We start from the raw sequence: 14,007 nt of genomic DNA on the forward strand, positions 1-14,007 counted from the left end.
TGAGTGGGCTCTACTACGCTGATTTCATCAGCTTTTACAGCCCTACTCAACTGTGCGGAGGTGAGACGACGAAATCGAATTCTAACGAATTACCGATTTCTGTCCCACTCTCTTTCTTATATTTTATAGTAAACCACAGGTTCATTCTAACACCTTAGGAAAGCGCTGTCAATTCCTTATCTTATTCTGTTAACAAATTCATAAAAAGAAAAAACTCGCCCACTTCCATCATCGGAAATGAACGAGTTTGATACGCTAAGAAGCCAAGGGCTCCTTTTATCTTAGCTTAATTCCGCAACAATCGCTTTGAGTTGTTCTTTGGTGTGAACACCAGCGACTTGTTTCACCACTTGGCCATCTTTCTTGAACAAGAGTGTTGGGATAGACATGATGCCAAAGTTACGAGCAGTGTTTGGATTTTCATCCACATCCATCTTAAAGATTTTCAAGTCATCTTCATGAATCTCTTCTGCTAACTGTTCCAAGATTGGGGCCTGCATCCGACAAGGACCACACCAAGTTGCCCAGAAGTCGACCAAGACCAAGCCTTGGCTAGTTTCTTGTTCAAATGTTGCATCTGTTAGTACGTGTACCATAGTTCCTCCTTTGATCAGTGCTTTCCACTAATCTCTCATTGATAGTTCTATTCTACACCAAAATTCTAGTTTTTAGAAATATTTGCTACGTTCTCAGCCTTGGACATCTTCTTTCTTTTTCTTCCAGAAAAGAAGGCTAGACAAGAGGAGGGTACCTAACCCATAGAATCCTATCCATTCCTCTTCAGTGCCTGTTTGAGGAAGTTGACCTGCTTTTTCTTGCGCTGGAACTACTGATTTACCCGTCTCATAGACAAATGTTTGTCCATAAGCAACAGATAGAGATTCTGGTTTTGCAGTTTCTTTCTCAGCCGTTTTGACGAGTGGACGAAGATTTGTACTAGCAGGAATCTCTGATCTACCATATCTTTCAGGCTCTGGAAGGACTGGCAGATGGTATTCTTCAATGTAATGAACTGCTGGTTCTACCAATTTGGCTCCTTGAATCTCAGGAAGGGCAGCATATGCTGTATCAGCTGCGTTAGGAAGATAAGTAGCTACTTGCGAACGCGTCCCTTCTACAATCGGAATTGTCGCACGGATCGAATCTGTCTTGAAGGTGACTTCGTATGGATTTTCCACTGTTAGATCTGATGGATCATAGGTATTGAAGACTAGGGCTAGCTTGTGGCCCTTTTTAACCGTATAGAGGTTTGGTTGAAGATGAACCGTATAGTCGTGGAATTCTCCAACTTTTGGCTCGATACTATTTCTTGAGCTAGCTGAATCATAGCCAGACTCAGGGTTGGCCAGGTTGATCCATCCTTTGGCAATGACCTTGTATTTGGTCTTAATGGTCTCAAACTCTGCTACAGAGAGATTAGAAAGGTTACTTCCCATCCAGAAGCCGTCTGCTTTTTTATCTGCTTTGACGCCACCGTTGCCGACCACATCAAATTCCTCATCAGAGACGTCGACTAAGAGGGCATTGATCTGGAAGTTTTTGCCTTTCCCCTTAGCCAGGGCTGCCTTGAAGTGCACAGGGATATGCCCTTTGATGGTAGTATCTTCTGTCACTTCTGACACAAAGGTCATGTTGGCTTTTGAAGAAGCTTGGCTCACAGTTTCGTTGCGTTTAGCAATCTCTATGCCAGCTCCTGCGTAGTCGCTTGAAATCGTCTCTTCCAAGCGTTTCGACTGGGCATTGAGGAAGAGGCGTTGTGAAGTCTTCCAGTTATCATAAGTGGTCCACTTGCTTGGGTCATAGTTGTTTTGAGCCAAGACAGCTGGTAATTTGTCAACTTGATTCTCTACCCCGTACAAGTAATGACTAAGCCAGGTATTCAAAAGATCATAGAAATCTTGGCCATTGGCCTGAATACCATAACCACGAGACATGGCTGCTGGATAGACGTGGTCTCCCTGGTGGAGATAGAGCTTGACATTTTGGCCTGCCTTCTTGAGGGCATCGTACATGAGTTCAAAATGCTTGGTTTTAACGTTGTCATCATTCAAGCCATGAACCAAGAGGGCACTGGTCTTGAATTTTTCAGGATGAAGGGTATAATCCCTCTCCTTCCAGACATCGCTGTAATTGCGTTCATGCGCATTTTGATCCTTGTTGAGCTGGTTGATATAATTGGCATAATTTTGCCAAATACCAGCCCAATCGTTTTGATCCAGCATCCGCGTGCTAACGTAGAGGGAGAGCCATGAAAGGTCACTATAAGGTGCATTGCCAAACTGGGTTCCTTGGCTATTGAAATAATCATACCAAGAGGCGATTCCTGCTGCCGGAATGATAGTCTTTAGGCCTTCTACGCCTGTCGCTGCCACACCAAAGGTCGTGGTTCCAGCCCAGGATAGACCGGTCATAGCAACATTTCCTGTAGCCCAGTCTGCCTTGATTTCGACATTGCTGGTCTTATCGGTGTAGGCCTTGCGTTTGCCATTGACCCACTCGATAATATTCTTAAAGGCATTGATTTCGAGATCAGATCCTGTAGTGTTAAATCCTTCTGATCCCTTGGTACCAAGTCCTGCACTGGAGATAAAAGCATAGCCTCTGACCAAGAAATAGTCGTACCAGTTGAGATTTTCGTAGTCATAGATATACTCGTAGGGACTGTAGTAATACCAATCCGAAGCCTTTGCCTTCTTAGCCGCTTCTACTGTTGACGAATTTCCAACTGCCTGACGTTTAGCCGGTTGCTTCCGCAATTTCTTCATATCATAGGAGCCATCTGTCGGTAAGCCCAAACTTTCAAGGGTCACATAGTTCTCATCCAAGGTTCCTGCTACATAAGGACGTGCTTCCAGAATGGTCGCCGCCTTAAAGTCTCCCCTGGCAACTGCCTTAGGCAACTGGACAATGGCCTTGACTAAGTCCGGCTTGCCATCTGCATCTGTATCGTAATCGGTCTCTACATAGACTGGGAAGCGGACGATTTCGCTATCCTCATAGTGATAGTCTTCATCTGATTTTTCCCCAGTTGTATAAGGGAAGATGGGTTGAGCCCGCCCATTTAAAAAGAGAGGAGCTTTCTTCTCAGAGCGATAGGCATCATAGAGTTTCTTAGCAATGCTATACATATTGGTCAGCTCTTCTTGACTGACCTTGCGGTTCAAGTCCTCTTGAGTACTGATCATTCCTAGACTCTTAGCAAAGCGTTCCCGATCCGCAGCCGATTGACCGACCTGTTTGGAATCCGTCGCAGCCCACTGAAGCAATTCATCAACAGCATTTTGAACCGTTAATTCCTTATCCTTGAGCTCACTATTTGCCAGGCTACCTGTATAAGAAGTTAAGGCTTGTCCTGTAGCTGGTGTTGATGTTCCCGTCGAAGCCGCCGGACTAACTGGGACACCTGCCCCCTGAGGTGCCTGTGGGAGGTTTGTTTTTTCAGTTACCGTCACGGTCTTTTCTTGTCCAACTGGCTGGTCAGCCTTCTCCGTCTCTGCCGGAGCAATTGGACTCGGTCCTGCAGGTTCAGAAGTCTCTACTTCCTTCTTAGGATCCACACTTGGAGCGGATGCAGACTGGTCTGCTTGAGATTGGGAAGCTGCTCCTTCAGATGCTACAGGCTCCGGAGCCAGCTGAGTCACCACTTCTTTCGTTGGAGCAAGCTCTGGCAGGTTCTCATCTGCTGCCACCACTTGATTTAAGATAAAGGGAGCTAATAGAAGGCTTGAAGCCACCATGGACACCACTGTTTTCTTTTTCATAAAAGAGACCTCGCTATTTTGTAATCAATATAGCTATTATACTATGTAAGCGCTTTTATAGCAAATTCTAAACAAGAAAAAATCGAGGCAAATTTGCCTCGATCAAAAGATGTTTATTTCACATGATCTTTTAATTCTTCTTGAGCTTTTTGGTTAGACTCTGCTTGCTCTTTCTTCCATTTTTCAAGAGCTTTGTTGTAGTCTTCGGTTTTTACAGCCTTGTCTTGAAGTTCCATACCTTTGTAGACAACGTTGTCTTTCCCTTTACCACCGGTCCAGCCAAATGGTGCTGAGAATGGTACGACACGAGTCAAGAATGGACGACCAGTCTTAGAAGTGGTTGGGATGACCAAAGCACTATCTGTCAACCAAGCTTGAGCTGCAGCATATTTCTCATAACGTTTGTTAAGGTCTTGTGTTTCAGCTCCTGCTTCTGTTACCATCTTCTCAAAGTCGTACAAGCCAACTTTCTTAGCTGCCTCATTGTTTTCGCTTGGGTCAAATCCAAGGAAGGTACGAGTGTTTTCACCAGAAGAAGCTTTCAAGATATCAAGGTAAGTTGATGGGTCTTGATAGTCTGGACTCCATCCAACGTTATCTGAGATATCCCAGTCTTCGTCTTCTGCTTTAGCAGCAAAGAGGGTTACGTTCAAGAGATCTTCTTTTGATACCATATGGATATCGACAACGACGTTTTCTTTTCCAAGCGTACTTTCAACTGATTGTTTGAAGGATTGAGCACGTTGAACCTTAGATTGAGTCGTTTGGTCTACTGGCATATCCAAGTGGATTGGGAATTTCACGCCATCTGCTTCAAGTGCAGATTTCGCTTTGGCAAACTCTTCTTTGGCTTGTTTTTCGTTGTAAAGACCATTTTGACCATCGTCAAGATTTGCATCTTTCCACTCGTCTCCATAAGTCACCAACTCAGATTTAACCATCTCACCGAAGGTCTTGCCATCTGCTTGAACGAATGTAGGTGGGATGTACAAGTTACGGATCAGTTTGCTTGCTCCATCTTTACCATTCGCTTGGGCAGCATAGGCTTCACGGTCAAAGGCAAAGCTGATTGATTGACGGAAGTCTTTGTTCAAAAGAGCTTTCTTAGTAGATGATTTTTCTTCATCTGTTGTTTTTGCAGTGTACTTGTAAGACTGACGGTCGATATTCACACCGATAACGAAGGTGCTGGCATCTTGAGGAGTGTAGATGATTTCATCTTTAAACTTCTTAGCTTGGTCTGTAAATCCAGGTCCAGTTGGGAACAATTTAGCAAGGCTAAGAGCGTTGTCCTCAAATGAGTTTGCCAATTTACTTTGGTCTTGACCATCATAGTATTCGAGCTTAACATCTGTGATGTGAACATTGTCCTTATCCCAGTAGTTTTCATTCTTGCTCATCTCGATAGATGATTTAGAAGTGAAGCTCTTCAAGATGTATGGACCATTGTAAAGAAGTGAGCTAGTGTCACTTGCTTGGGCAAATTTATCCCCTTTTGATTCTACGAATTTCTCGTTGATTGGGAAAGTGATCCCCAGAGTCAACTTAGAATTCCAGAAAGGCTCTGCCTGGTTCAAAGTGATTTGAAGGGTATGATCATCAACTGCTTTAATGCCTACATTTTTGAAGTCTGAAGTCTTACCTTCAACATAATCATTCAAGCCCTTGATAGAGTTTTGAATGATGTAGAGCATTTCAGACTTGTGGTCAGCAGCATACTTGATCCCTGCAACGAAGTCATCTGCTGTCACGTCCGCATACTCTTCCCCTTCTGAATCATACCATTTCGCATCATCACGAAGTTTGTAAGTATAAGTCAAGCCATCTTCTGAAACTGTCCAATCTTTAGCAAGTGAAGGAATCAAATTTCCATACTTGTCGTTTTCAAACAAACCATCGATCAAGTTTCCTGTGATTTCGTGGGTTGCAGCTTTACCAGATGTGATGTAGTTCAAGTTTTCAGGTTCTGTCTCATAGACGTAAGAGAATTTTTGACCTGCTTCACTTGATTTTGAGCTTGAGCTTGATGATTTAGAACCACCAGAACATGCTGCAAGAATACCTGCTGAAAGAAGAGCTACTCCTGCAAGAGCAATGACATTTCTTTTTTTCATAGTTTACTCCTAATAAATTTTTAAGGTTGTCTTAAGATTATACCACAAAGATTTTCAGAAGAGAAGTAATTTTCTGAAAATTTATTAAATTTTGTAATTTTTCTTATTCCTTAGCATTTATTAAAGTGTGAACCATAGTCTACAAAGTCCTTAACATCGCTGGTTTTGCCCTCATGAAGGTCCCGAACAATTTTTGACCCTACGATGACACCATCCGATACCTGATTAAAGCGTTGGATGTCTTCTTGGGTGGAGACCCCAAATCCTGTCAGAACTGGAATAGTGGCCAAGTCTCTCAAGGTTGCCAAGTGCTGATCCAAGTCGTCCCGGTAGTTGCCCATCTTCCCAGTAACTCCATTGATGGCTACCGCATAGATAAAGCCTTCTGCTTCTTGGATCAAGGCCTTTTGGCGTTCGATACCAGTAGTCAAGCTGACCAGGGGAACAAGGGCAATATCACTTCCTTCCAAGTAAGGTGCTATCATATCCGCATGCTCATTTGGCAGATCTGGAATGATCAAACCTTTGACGGAGGTAGAAGCTAATTCTTTTATAAAGGCTTCAATCCCATATTGGTAGACCGGATTGATATAGGTCATGATGACCAGGGGAATCTTGGTTTCTTGTTCTTGGAGTTTTTTTACAATTGCGGTTAAGGTCACTCCCTTGGCCAAACTACGTTGCCCAGCCATCTCGATAACTGGCCCATCCGCTACAGGATCCGACCAGGGAATCCCTACTTCAATAGCAGATGCTCCACTTTCTTCTAGGAGCTGGATGGTGTCAAAGAGGCCATCGAGTCCCTTCTCATGATCCCCTGCCATGATATAAGGGACGAAGATCCCACGCTTGCTGTCTTTAATGGCTTGTAAATGCTGTGTTAGTGTTTTGGTCATCTCTACTTCCCTTCTGCTTCAAACCGTTCTTTCACCTGAATGACATCCTTGTCTCCACGACCAGATAGGCAGATGATGAGCGTTTGGTCCGGAGTCATTTTTGCTGCGACTTTTTGCGCTAGAGCGATAGCATGACTGGACTCCAATGCTGGAATGATCCCCTCCAAACGAGAGAGCAACTTAAATCCTTCGAGGGCTTCTTCATCCGTGATGGAATCATAGGTAGCCCGGCCAATTTCATTGAAATAGCAATGCTCTGGCCCCACACCAGGATAATCCAATCCAGCAGAGATAGAGAAAGCCTCCATGATCTGCCCATGGGCATCTTGAAGCACTTCCATCAAGGCTCCGTGAAGGATCCCTGGACGACCTTTGGCAAAGGTGGCTGCGTGTTTGTCCGTATCCAAACCAAGACCAGAAGCTTCCGCTCCGTACATGGCTACAGATTCGTCTTCTACGAAGGGGTAGAACATGCCAATGGCATTGGAGCCCCCACCGATACAGGCTAGGACCGCATCAGGAAGTTTTCCACCTGAGACTTCAGCAAACTGACGTTTGGCTTCCTTACCAATCACGGATTGAAAATCACGGACAATCTCAGGGAAGGGAGCTGGTCCAAGAGCAGATCCCATGATGTAGTGGGTATCATCAATCCCAGCTACCCATGCACGAAGGGTCGCATTGACCGCATCTTTAAGCACGCGCGATCCGTCTGTCACACTATGGACTTTTGCTCCTAAGAGCTCCATCCGAAAGACATTGAGGGCTTGGCGTTTGACATCTTCTTCTCCCATGTAGATGGTACACTCCATCTCAAAGAGTGCCGCTGCCGTCGCTGTCGCAACTCCGTGTTGACCAGCCCCTGTCTCCGCGATGATTTTCTTCTTGCCCATCCGTTTAGCCAACAAGACCTGACCTAGGGCATTGTTAATCTTGTGGGCCCCTGTATGGTTGAGGTCTTCTCGTTTTAGGTAGATTTGCGCTCCACCGATGTGCTTGGAGAGGCTTTTGGCGTGGTAAAGTGGAGTCTCCCGCCCTACATAATTCTTGAGCAAGTCATCCAATTCCGCCTGAAAGCTTGGATCTGCTTTGGCTTCTCGGTACGCCTTATCCAGTTCGATCACGGCTGTCATCAGGGTTTCTGGGACAAACTGGCCCCCAAATTTTCCATAAAACCCTTTTTCATCCGGTAGTTGATAGTTCATGCTTTCGCTCCTTCTATAAATGCTTTTATCTTTTCTATATCTTTGCGTCCGTCTGTTTCGACCCCTGAAGAGACATCCAGGGCATAGGGCTGAAAGGTCTCTCGAGCTTGGCGGACATTGTCCACTGTCAAGCCCCCTGCAATAAAGAAATCCTGCTGGATCTTCTGATCTTTCAGCAAGTCCCAATCAAAGGTTTGCCCACTCCCAGCTACTGGAGCATCAAAGAGTAGATAATCTGCCTGGCTTGACACTTGGGCTTCCTGAGCACTGAGCTGGATCGCTCGAATGACGGGAACTGAAATCTTTGGTATCAGAGCTTCATCAAAATTTCCATGAATCTGAACGATATCTAAGGGAACCTGAGAAATGGCTTGCTCCAAGTCCTCTAGACTTGGTGAGACAAAGACTCCGACAATTTTGGTCGGACCAGTCACCAGTCTCGCCAATTCGTGGGCTTGCTCCAGACTGACTTGCCGCTTGCTCTTAGCGAATACAAAGCCGATATAGTCCGCTCCTGCTAGGACAGCCGTCTCCACGGCTTCCGCTGTAGAAAGGCCACATATTTTAACCTTTGTCAATTTGTAACTCCTTGACCTTTTCTGCTACATCTTCTGCTGTCATGAGGGCAGTCCCTACCAAGATCCCATTAAAGTAGGGAGCGACAAGAGCTGCATCTGCCCCATTAAAAATAGCGGACTCCGATATATAAACTGGCTGATCTTTGAAATGCGCGGACAATTCAAGACTGGTATTCAGATCCGTCTCAAAGGTGACCAGGTTCCGGTTGTTGACCCCAATGATGTCCGCCCCGATCCGATGCGCGATTTCGAGCTCAGCTAAGTTATGAGTTTCTACAAGCACTTCCAAACCAAGCCCTGCCGCAAAGTCATAGAGTTCCTTGAGCCGGACTTCGGGCAATGCTGCGACAATCAAGAGAATGACCGTCGCTCCGGCATTACGAGAGCGGACAATTTGCTTCTCATCAATGATAAAATCCTTGGCCAAGGTTGGAATCGCCACCTGGGAAGAAATCTCACGAAGGTAGTCTAGATCTCCCTTGAAGAAGACTTGGTCCGTCAGGACTGAGATCATGACTGCCCCGTTTTCTTCATAGGTCTTGGCTTGGGCGACAATATCCACATCCAAGTTAATATCCCCCATACTAGGGCTGGCTTTCTTCACCTCAGCAATGATCTGCAAGTGCTCATGATGGCTCTTGAGAAAATCATAGAGACGATAGGTTTGACGAAGAGGCTGGAGGTCTTCCATGACCATTTGCGCCACTTCTTTTTCTTTTTGTTCTAGGATTGTTGGTAGAAAGGCTTTACTCATACTTGAACCTCTTGTAAGTGTTGCAATTTAGCAAGGGCAGAACCATCCGCAATCAATTGACGCGCAAGCTCCACACCTTCTTTGATGCTTGCGACTTTTCCATTGGCATAAAAGCCAAGACCAGCATTGAGAACTGTCGTTTCCAGATAAGGGCTGGCTTCATTCTCCAAGACACTGAGGAGAATTTCTGCATTTTCCTTGGCATCGCCCCCAGTTATTTCAGACAGCTCTACCTTGTCCATCCCTAGATCTTCATAGGTAAAGGTATGCTGGCTAATCTTGCCATCTTCTAGGAGGGTATAGGTATTGGTTCCATAAAGAGCTGCTTCGTCCATATTGTCAGGACCAGTGATGACGACGGCGCGTTTGCGTCCCAACTGCTGGATGGCACGCGCGACAATCTCTTGCAATTCGGCACGATAGAGACCCATGAGTTGCGTTTCTAGATCCAACGGATTAGCAAGAGGGCCGACCAGGTTCATAATAGTTGGAATCCCCATAGCTTGGCGAGCTGGGCCAATGAAGCGCATAGCCGGATGCATGGTCTGCGCAAAGATAAAGGCTAAACCAACCTCATCCAAAGCTTTAGAAAGGATCTCTGGCGAAGCAGCCACGTTGATACCAAGTTCTTCTAGGACATCTGCAGAGCCCGACTTAGAAGAAACAGAGCGATTGCCGGCCTTGGCCATGCGGATCCCTCCAGCAGCCAAAACGAAGCAAACGGTCGTCGAAATGTTAAAGCTATAGGATTGGTCTCCACCAGTCCCACAGTTGCACATAGCATCTGAAAAAGTCTCGGGCAATACCGTCGCATGGGCCTTTAAGGCGCGAACGATCCCCGTAATTTCGTCCGCTGTTTCCCCCTTGGTTTTGAGTCCCATCAAAAAGGCAGCGATTTGACTTTCTGATAGTTGGTTTTGCAAGATTTGATCAAAGACTTCTTGGACCTGCTCTTGCGTCAAGTCTTGGCGATTAGAGATTTGTAAGAATAGTTCTTTCATAAGGGTTTCCTCTTGTCTTTTCTACACGTTTCAATAGAAATTTTAGTTGCTTGAAAGTGCTGGTCTAGCCTAGGACGAGCTTCACAAAATTTTCGATCATTTTTAGACCATCTGGACTGCCGATACTCTCAGGATGATACTGAAGTCCGTAGATGGGCAGGCTCTTGTGTTGGATGGCCATGATTTCTTGGTCGTCCGTGGTAATGGCTGTTACCTCAAATTCTTCTGGTATTTGGTCAACGACGATAGAATGGTAACGCATGATGGGTACATCATTCTCAATATCTTTGAAAATGGGAGATGGCGTTTCAAAGGTAATCTGGCTTTGTTTGCCATGCATGACATTCTTAGCCAAGCGCAACTTGCCACCAAAAGTCTCCGCCAGGGCCTGGTGACCCAAGCAAATCCCTAACATAGGTTTTTTAGCTGCAAAGTCCTTGATCATGGCTTCCATTTTCCCAGCATCTGCAGGCCATCCTGGACCGGGTGAGAAGACGAGGGCATCTGCCACCTCCGCTTGCTCATACAAGCGCTCGTCATCATTTCGCAAGACCTCAACCTCTGTAAAAGTTCCCAGGTATTGGGCCAAATTATAGGTAAAGGAATCATAATTATCCACTAATAAAATCATTGAACATCTCCTATTCTTGTCATCGATTTTGCCTTGTTAATCGTCTCGTAAAATTCATTCTCCGGAACACTGTCATAGACAATCCCTGCTCCTGCCTGAACATAAGCCTTTTGATTTTTGAGGATCATGGTCCGGATAGCAATAGCAAAGTCCATGTCTCCTGTCGCGGAGAGATAGCCGATCGCACCCGCATAGACCCCACGTTTTTCCTGTTCCAACTCATAGATCCGACGCATGGCCCGAATCTTAGGAGCTCCAGAGACTGTTCCCGCTGGTAGTGTAGCCTTAAGGGCATCCAGGACTGTTAGGTGAGGAAGGAGTTGCCCCTTGACCACACTGGTCAGGTGCATGACATAGCGGAAATACTCCACTTCCATATATTTGGTCACTTCGACCGTCCCATTTTGGGCGATTTTCCCGATATCATTGCGTCCCAGATCCACCAGCATACGGTGTTCGGCAGTTTCCTTGATATCGTGAAGGAGTTCATGAGCCAGAGCTTGGTCCTCTTCTTCCGTCGCTCCACGAGGTCGAGTTCCGGCGATTGGATTAGTCGTCACCTCTCCTTTTTTCACCGATACCAGGCTTTCCGGACTGGCCCCAATGATCTGGTAGTCGCCAAAGTCATAGAAATAAAGATAGTTGGATGGATTGGTCACGCGCAAATTTCGGTAATAATCCAAGGGATCTCCCTCGAAGTCTGCTGAGAAGCGTTGACTGAGGACACACTGGAACATATCGCCTTCGCGGATCAGTTTCTTAGCCTGATCCACCATCTCCATAAAAACTTCCTTCTCAATGTGGTTGCTGAACTGCAGAGCCTGCAAGGCCTGAGGGGTGAACTCATTGGGCGCTTGGGTTTGCAGATCGATCACCACTTGCCCCAGTGATTGACGGACTGCATCATTGCTCCGACCAGAGTAGATATTGTCCTCCACCACATAGACTTTTTCCTTCTTGTGGTCAAAAATCACATAGGACTCGTAGATAAAGAAATGCATGTCTGGTGTCCCGATCGTATCCTGAGGAATCCGTCCAATCTCTTCGTAAACCCCGATCATATCATAGCCTGCAAAGCCGATAGCTCCACCGGCAAAAGGAAGATCAGACGTCAGCCCCTTGACCGTTACCTGGTGGAGATAGTCAAAAGGATCTTGCTCCAGCACCTTGCCATTCTCATACAGGATCCCATCCTGATAGACCACCTCAAACACTGGATTATAGGCCACGATAGAAAAGCGGGCGTTCTCCTTCTCACGCGGGATCGACTCAAGGATGACCTTATGGTCACCTTGGACACGCATGTAGGCTAGAATGGGGGTTAAGGTATCAGCTGGTAAAATTTTTTTCATAGGAATTCCTTTCTTTTCCTAGGGATAAAGCGATGCAAGTCCCGATCCAATCACATCCAATACTCTTCGAAGTTAGTAGGCTAACCAACTTCAAAAGAATACAAAAAACCTCACAGAGTAACACTCTGTGAGGGCATTAAATCGGGTTTAACACGGTACCACCTCAGTTAATGGTCAAAAGGGTAGAAAACGACCATTATCTCTATCTCCTCTAACAAGGAGTTGCACGATAAGGGGTGCCTACCGAGAAGAATATGTGTTATCTTCTCCTACTCTAAACAATCAGCCCAATGTTCACTAGCTCCGACTACCTGCTCACAATAACCGCAGGCTCCCTGAAAATCTTAGACTAGTTACTTTCTGATTTACTTCATATTTTACTACATTTTTTAGGCTTGTCAAGATTTTGTTGACAGTTTATCCTAAAAAATCTGCCTAGACAGCTTGTCCAGGCAGATTCGATGTTATTTTTGTGATACTTAAAAACTGGGCTTATTTCACCAAGTCACTCTTGAGATAGGCATCGACCATGCGCTCTGTCGCCACCACTGAATCCACATGGGTCCGCTCATAGGAGTGACTAGACTCGATCCCTGCTCCGAGAAGACCATGCTTAACTTCTGCTCCTGCACTCATGGCTGCGGAGGCATCGGATCCATAGAAAGGATAGATGTCCAGTTTGTAAGGGATATTTTGCTCCTTGGCCAAGGCCACCAAGTGCTGACGGAAACCGTAGTGATAAGGACCTGAAGCATCTTTGACACAGATAGAAACTGTGTACTCGTCTGTCTGCTGGTCATCTCCCATCGCCCCCATGTCCACTGCCAAGTATTCAACCGCTTGAGCTGGGATGCTGGAGTTGGCCCCATGGCCCACTTCTTCAAAGACAGAAAAGGCAAAGTGAGTCGTCACTGGTAGGGTCACGCCTTCTTCCTTGTAGACGCGAAGGAGGTTAAGCAAGATGGCAGCGCTGACCTTGTCATCCAAGTGGCGAGACTTGATAAAGCCTGTATCAGTTACAATAGTCCGAGCATCAAAACTGATAAAGTCTCCCACTTCGATCCCCAAGTCACGCGTTTCTTTTTCATTGGTCACTTTTTCATCCAAGCGCACTTCCATATTGTCCTGGGTCCGCTCCACAGTTCCCGCATCCTTGTAGACATGGCAAGAGGTTTGGTGGACAAGGATAGTACCCGAATGAGTCTTTCCTGTATTGGCCACATGGACGGTACAGTTTTCCCCTTCAATCATGTTCCAAGGGAAGCCCCCGATGCGATCCAGTTTGAGACGGCCATCTGGCTTAACTGCCCGTACGATCGCTCCAAGCGTATCCACATGGGCTGTGATGTAGCGGTGTTGCTCGTCATTTTCACCCTTGAGAATGACTGTCACGCCTCCCTTAGCTGTCCGAACAGGACTGTATCCCATGTCTGTCAAAGTCTTGACCAAGTAAGCTGCCACTTCTTCCGTATAGCCTGTCGGTGATGCGATGGCTGTGAGTTCTTTTAGATATTCAACTGTTTGATTCATGAATTTCTCCTTCAATAATCTGCTAGTACGATTATAGCACGACTGCCCCTAAAAGACTAGCTCAGATAGAAAGCAAAAAAAGGCTGGGATAAAAGTCCTAGCCTCTCAATTGTCTTTGGATAGTCGAGCAAGACGCAGTGGTTGAGTGGGCTCTACTACGCTGATTTCATCAGCTTTTACAGCCC

General features: G+C 45.9%; 11 protein-coding genes. All 11 read right to left on the reverse strand.

Translation table 11 applies throughout. The features are described 5' to 3' along the window. Positions 1-281 precede the first annotated feature (281 nt). The 11 genes from trxA to ADH49_RS04920 all read right to left on the reverse strand — a co-directional run bounded on the left by trxA (position 282) and on the right by ADH49_RS04920 (position 13,822). The gene (trxA, locus tag ADH49_RS04870; protein ID WP_006595996.1) at positions 282-596 is read right to left on the reverse strand and encodes a thioredoxin; all 315 of its coding nucleotides are present in this window, start codon (positions 594-596) and stop codon (positions 282-284) included. A 93-nt stretch (positions 597-689) separates the two neighbouring features. Continuing rightward, positions 690-3,761, reverse strand: coding sequence for a CocE/NonD family hydrolase (locus tag ADH49_RS04875; RefSeq protein ID WP_048690339.1), 3,072 nt, complete (start codon positions 3,759-3,761; stop codon positions 690-692). Positions 3,762-3,874: 113 nt separating this feature from the next. Next, the gene (locus ADH49_RS04880; RefSeq protein WP_048690341.1) at positions 3,875-5,875 is read right to left on the reverse strand and encodes a peptide ABC transporter substrate-binding protein; all 2,001 of its coding nucleotides are present in this window, start codon (positions 5,873-5,875) and stop codon (positions 3,875-3,877) included. A 110-nt stretch (positions 5,876-5,985) separates the two neighbouring features. Continuing rightward, positions 5,986-6,771: a tryptophan synthase subunit alpha gene (gene trpA, locus ADH49_RS04885; RefSeq protein WP_048690342.1), complete on the reverse strand. Its 786-nt coding sequence runs from the start codon at positions 6,769-6,771 to the stop codon at positions 5,986-5,988. A gap of 2 nt (positions 6,772-6,773) precedes the next feature. Next, positions 6,774-7,976 (reverse strand): tryptophan synthase subunit beta, encoded by a 1,203-nt coding sequence (trpB, locus tag ADH49_RS04890; RefSeq protein WP_048690343.1) that lies wholly within the window; start codon positions 7,974-7,976, stop codon positions 6,774-6,776. Then, a complete protein-coding gene (locus tag ADH49_RS04895; RefSeq protein ID WP_048690346.1) occupies positions 7,973-8,554 on the reverse strand; it encodes a phosphoribosylanthranilate isomerase in 582 nt (193 codons plus the stop codon). The genes trpB and ADH49_RS04895 overlap by 4 nt, the downstream gene beginning before the upstream one ends. Next, a complete protein-coding gene (gene trpC / locus ADH49_RS04900; protein ID WP_048690348.1) occupies positions 8,541-9,308 on the reverse strand; it encodes an indole-3-glycerol phosphate synthase TrpC in 768 nt (255 codons plus the stop codon). The genes ADH49_RS04895 and trpC overlap by 14 nt, the downstream gene beginning before the upstream one ends. Beyond that, entirely contained in the window at positions 9,305-10,309 is a 1,005-nt protein-coding gene (gene trpD / locus ADH49_RS04905; protein WP_048690352.1) for an anthranilate phosphoribosyltransferase, read from the reverse strand. Before trpD ends, trpC begins: the two co-directional genes overlap by 4 nt. Positions 10,310-10,373: 64 nt before the next feature. Continuing rightward, positions 10,374-10,940: an aminodeoxychorismate/anthranilate synthase component II gene (locus ADH49_RS04910; RefSeq protein ID WP_048690355.1), complete on the reverse strand. Its 567-nt coding sequence runs from the start codon at positions 10,938-10,940 to the stop codon at positions 10,374-10,376. Beyond that, positions 10,937-12,292, reverse strand: a complete 1,356-nt coding sequence (gene trpE / locus ADH49_RS04915) for an anthranilate synthase component I (RefSeq protein ID WP_048690357.1) — start codon at positions 12,290-12,292, stop codon at positions 10,937-10,939. The genes ADH49_RS04910 and trpE overlap by 4 nt, the downstream gene beginning before the upstream one ends. Before the next feature lie 492 nt (positions 12,293-12,784). Next, a complete protein-coding gene (locus ADH49_RS04920) occupies positions 12,785-13,822 on the reverse strand; it encodes a M42 family metallopeptidase (protein ID WP_048690359.1) in 1,038 nt (345 codons plus the stop codon). Between the last annotated feature and the right edge of the window lie 185 nt (positions 13,823-14,007).

The organism is Streptococcus sp. 400_SSPC (assembly GCF_001072745.1).
Lineage (GTDB): Bacteria > Bacillota > Bacilli > Lactobacillales > Streptococcaceae > Streptococcus > Streptococcus xiaochunlingii.

Coding starts and splice junctions, on each gene's coding strand:
- ADH49_RS04920 (WP_048690359.1), bottom strand. CDS start 13,822: ATGAATCAAACAGTTGAATATCTAAAAGAACTCACAGCCATCGCATCA.
- trpB (WP_048690343.1), bottom strand. CDS start 7,976: ATGAACTATCAACTACCGGATGAAAAAGGGTTTTATGGAAAATTTGGG.
- ADH49_RS04880 (WP_048690341.1), bottom strand. CDS start 5,875: ATGAAAAAAAGAAATGTCATTGCTCTTGCAGGAGTAGCTCTTCTTTCA.
- trpD (WP_048690352.1), bottom strand. CDS start 10,309: ATGAAAGAACTATTCTTACAAATCTCTAATCGCCAAGACTTGACGCAA.
- ADH49_RS04910 (WP_048690355.1), bottom strand. CDS start 10,940: ATGATTTTATTAGTGGATAATTATGATTCCTTTACCTATAATTTGGCC.
- trpC (WP_048690348.1), bottom strand. CDS start 9,308: ATGAGTAAAGCCTTTCTACCAACAATCCTAGAACAAAAAGAAAAAGAA.
- trxA (WP_006595996.1), bottom strand. CDS start 596: ATGGTACACGTACTAACAGATGCAACATTTGAACAAGAAACTAGCCAA.
- trpE (WP_048690357.1), bottom strand. CDS start 12,292: ATGAAAAAAATTTTACCAGCTGATACCTTAACCCCCATTCTAGCCTAC.
- trpA (WP_048690342.1), bottom strand. CDS start 6,771: ATGACCAAAACACTAACACAGCATTTACAAGCCATTAAAGACAGCAAG.
- ADH49_RS04875 (WP_048690339.1), bottom strand. CDS start 3,761: ATGAAAAAGAAAACAGTGGTGTCCATGGTGGCTTCAAGCCTTCTATTA.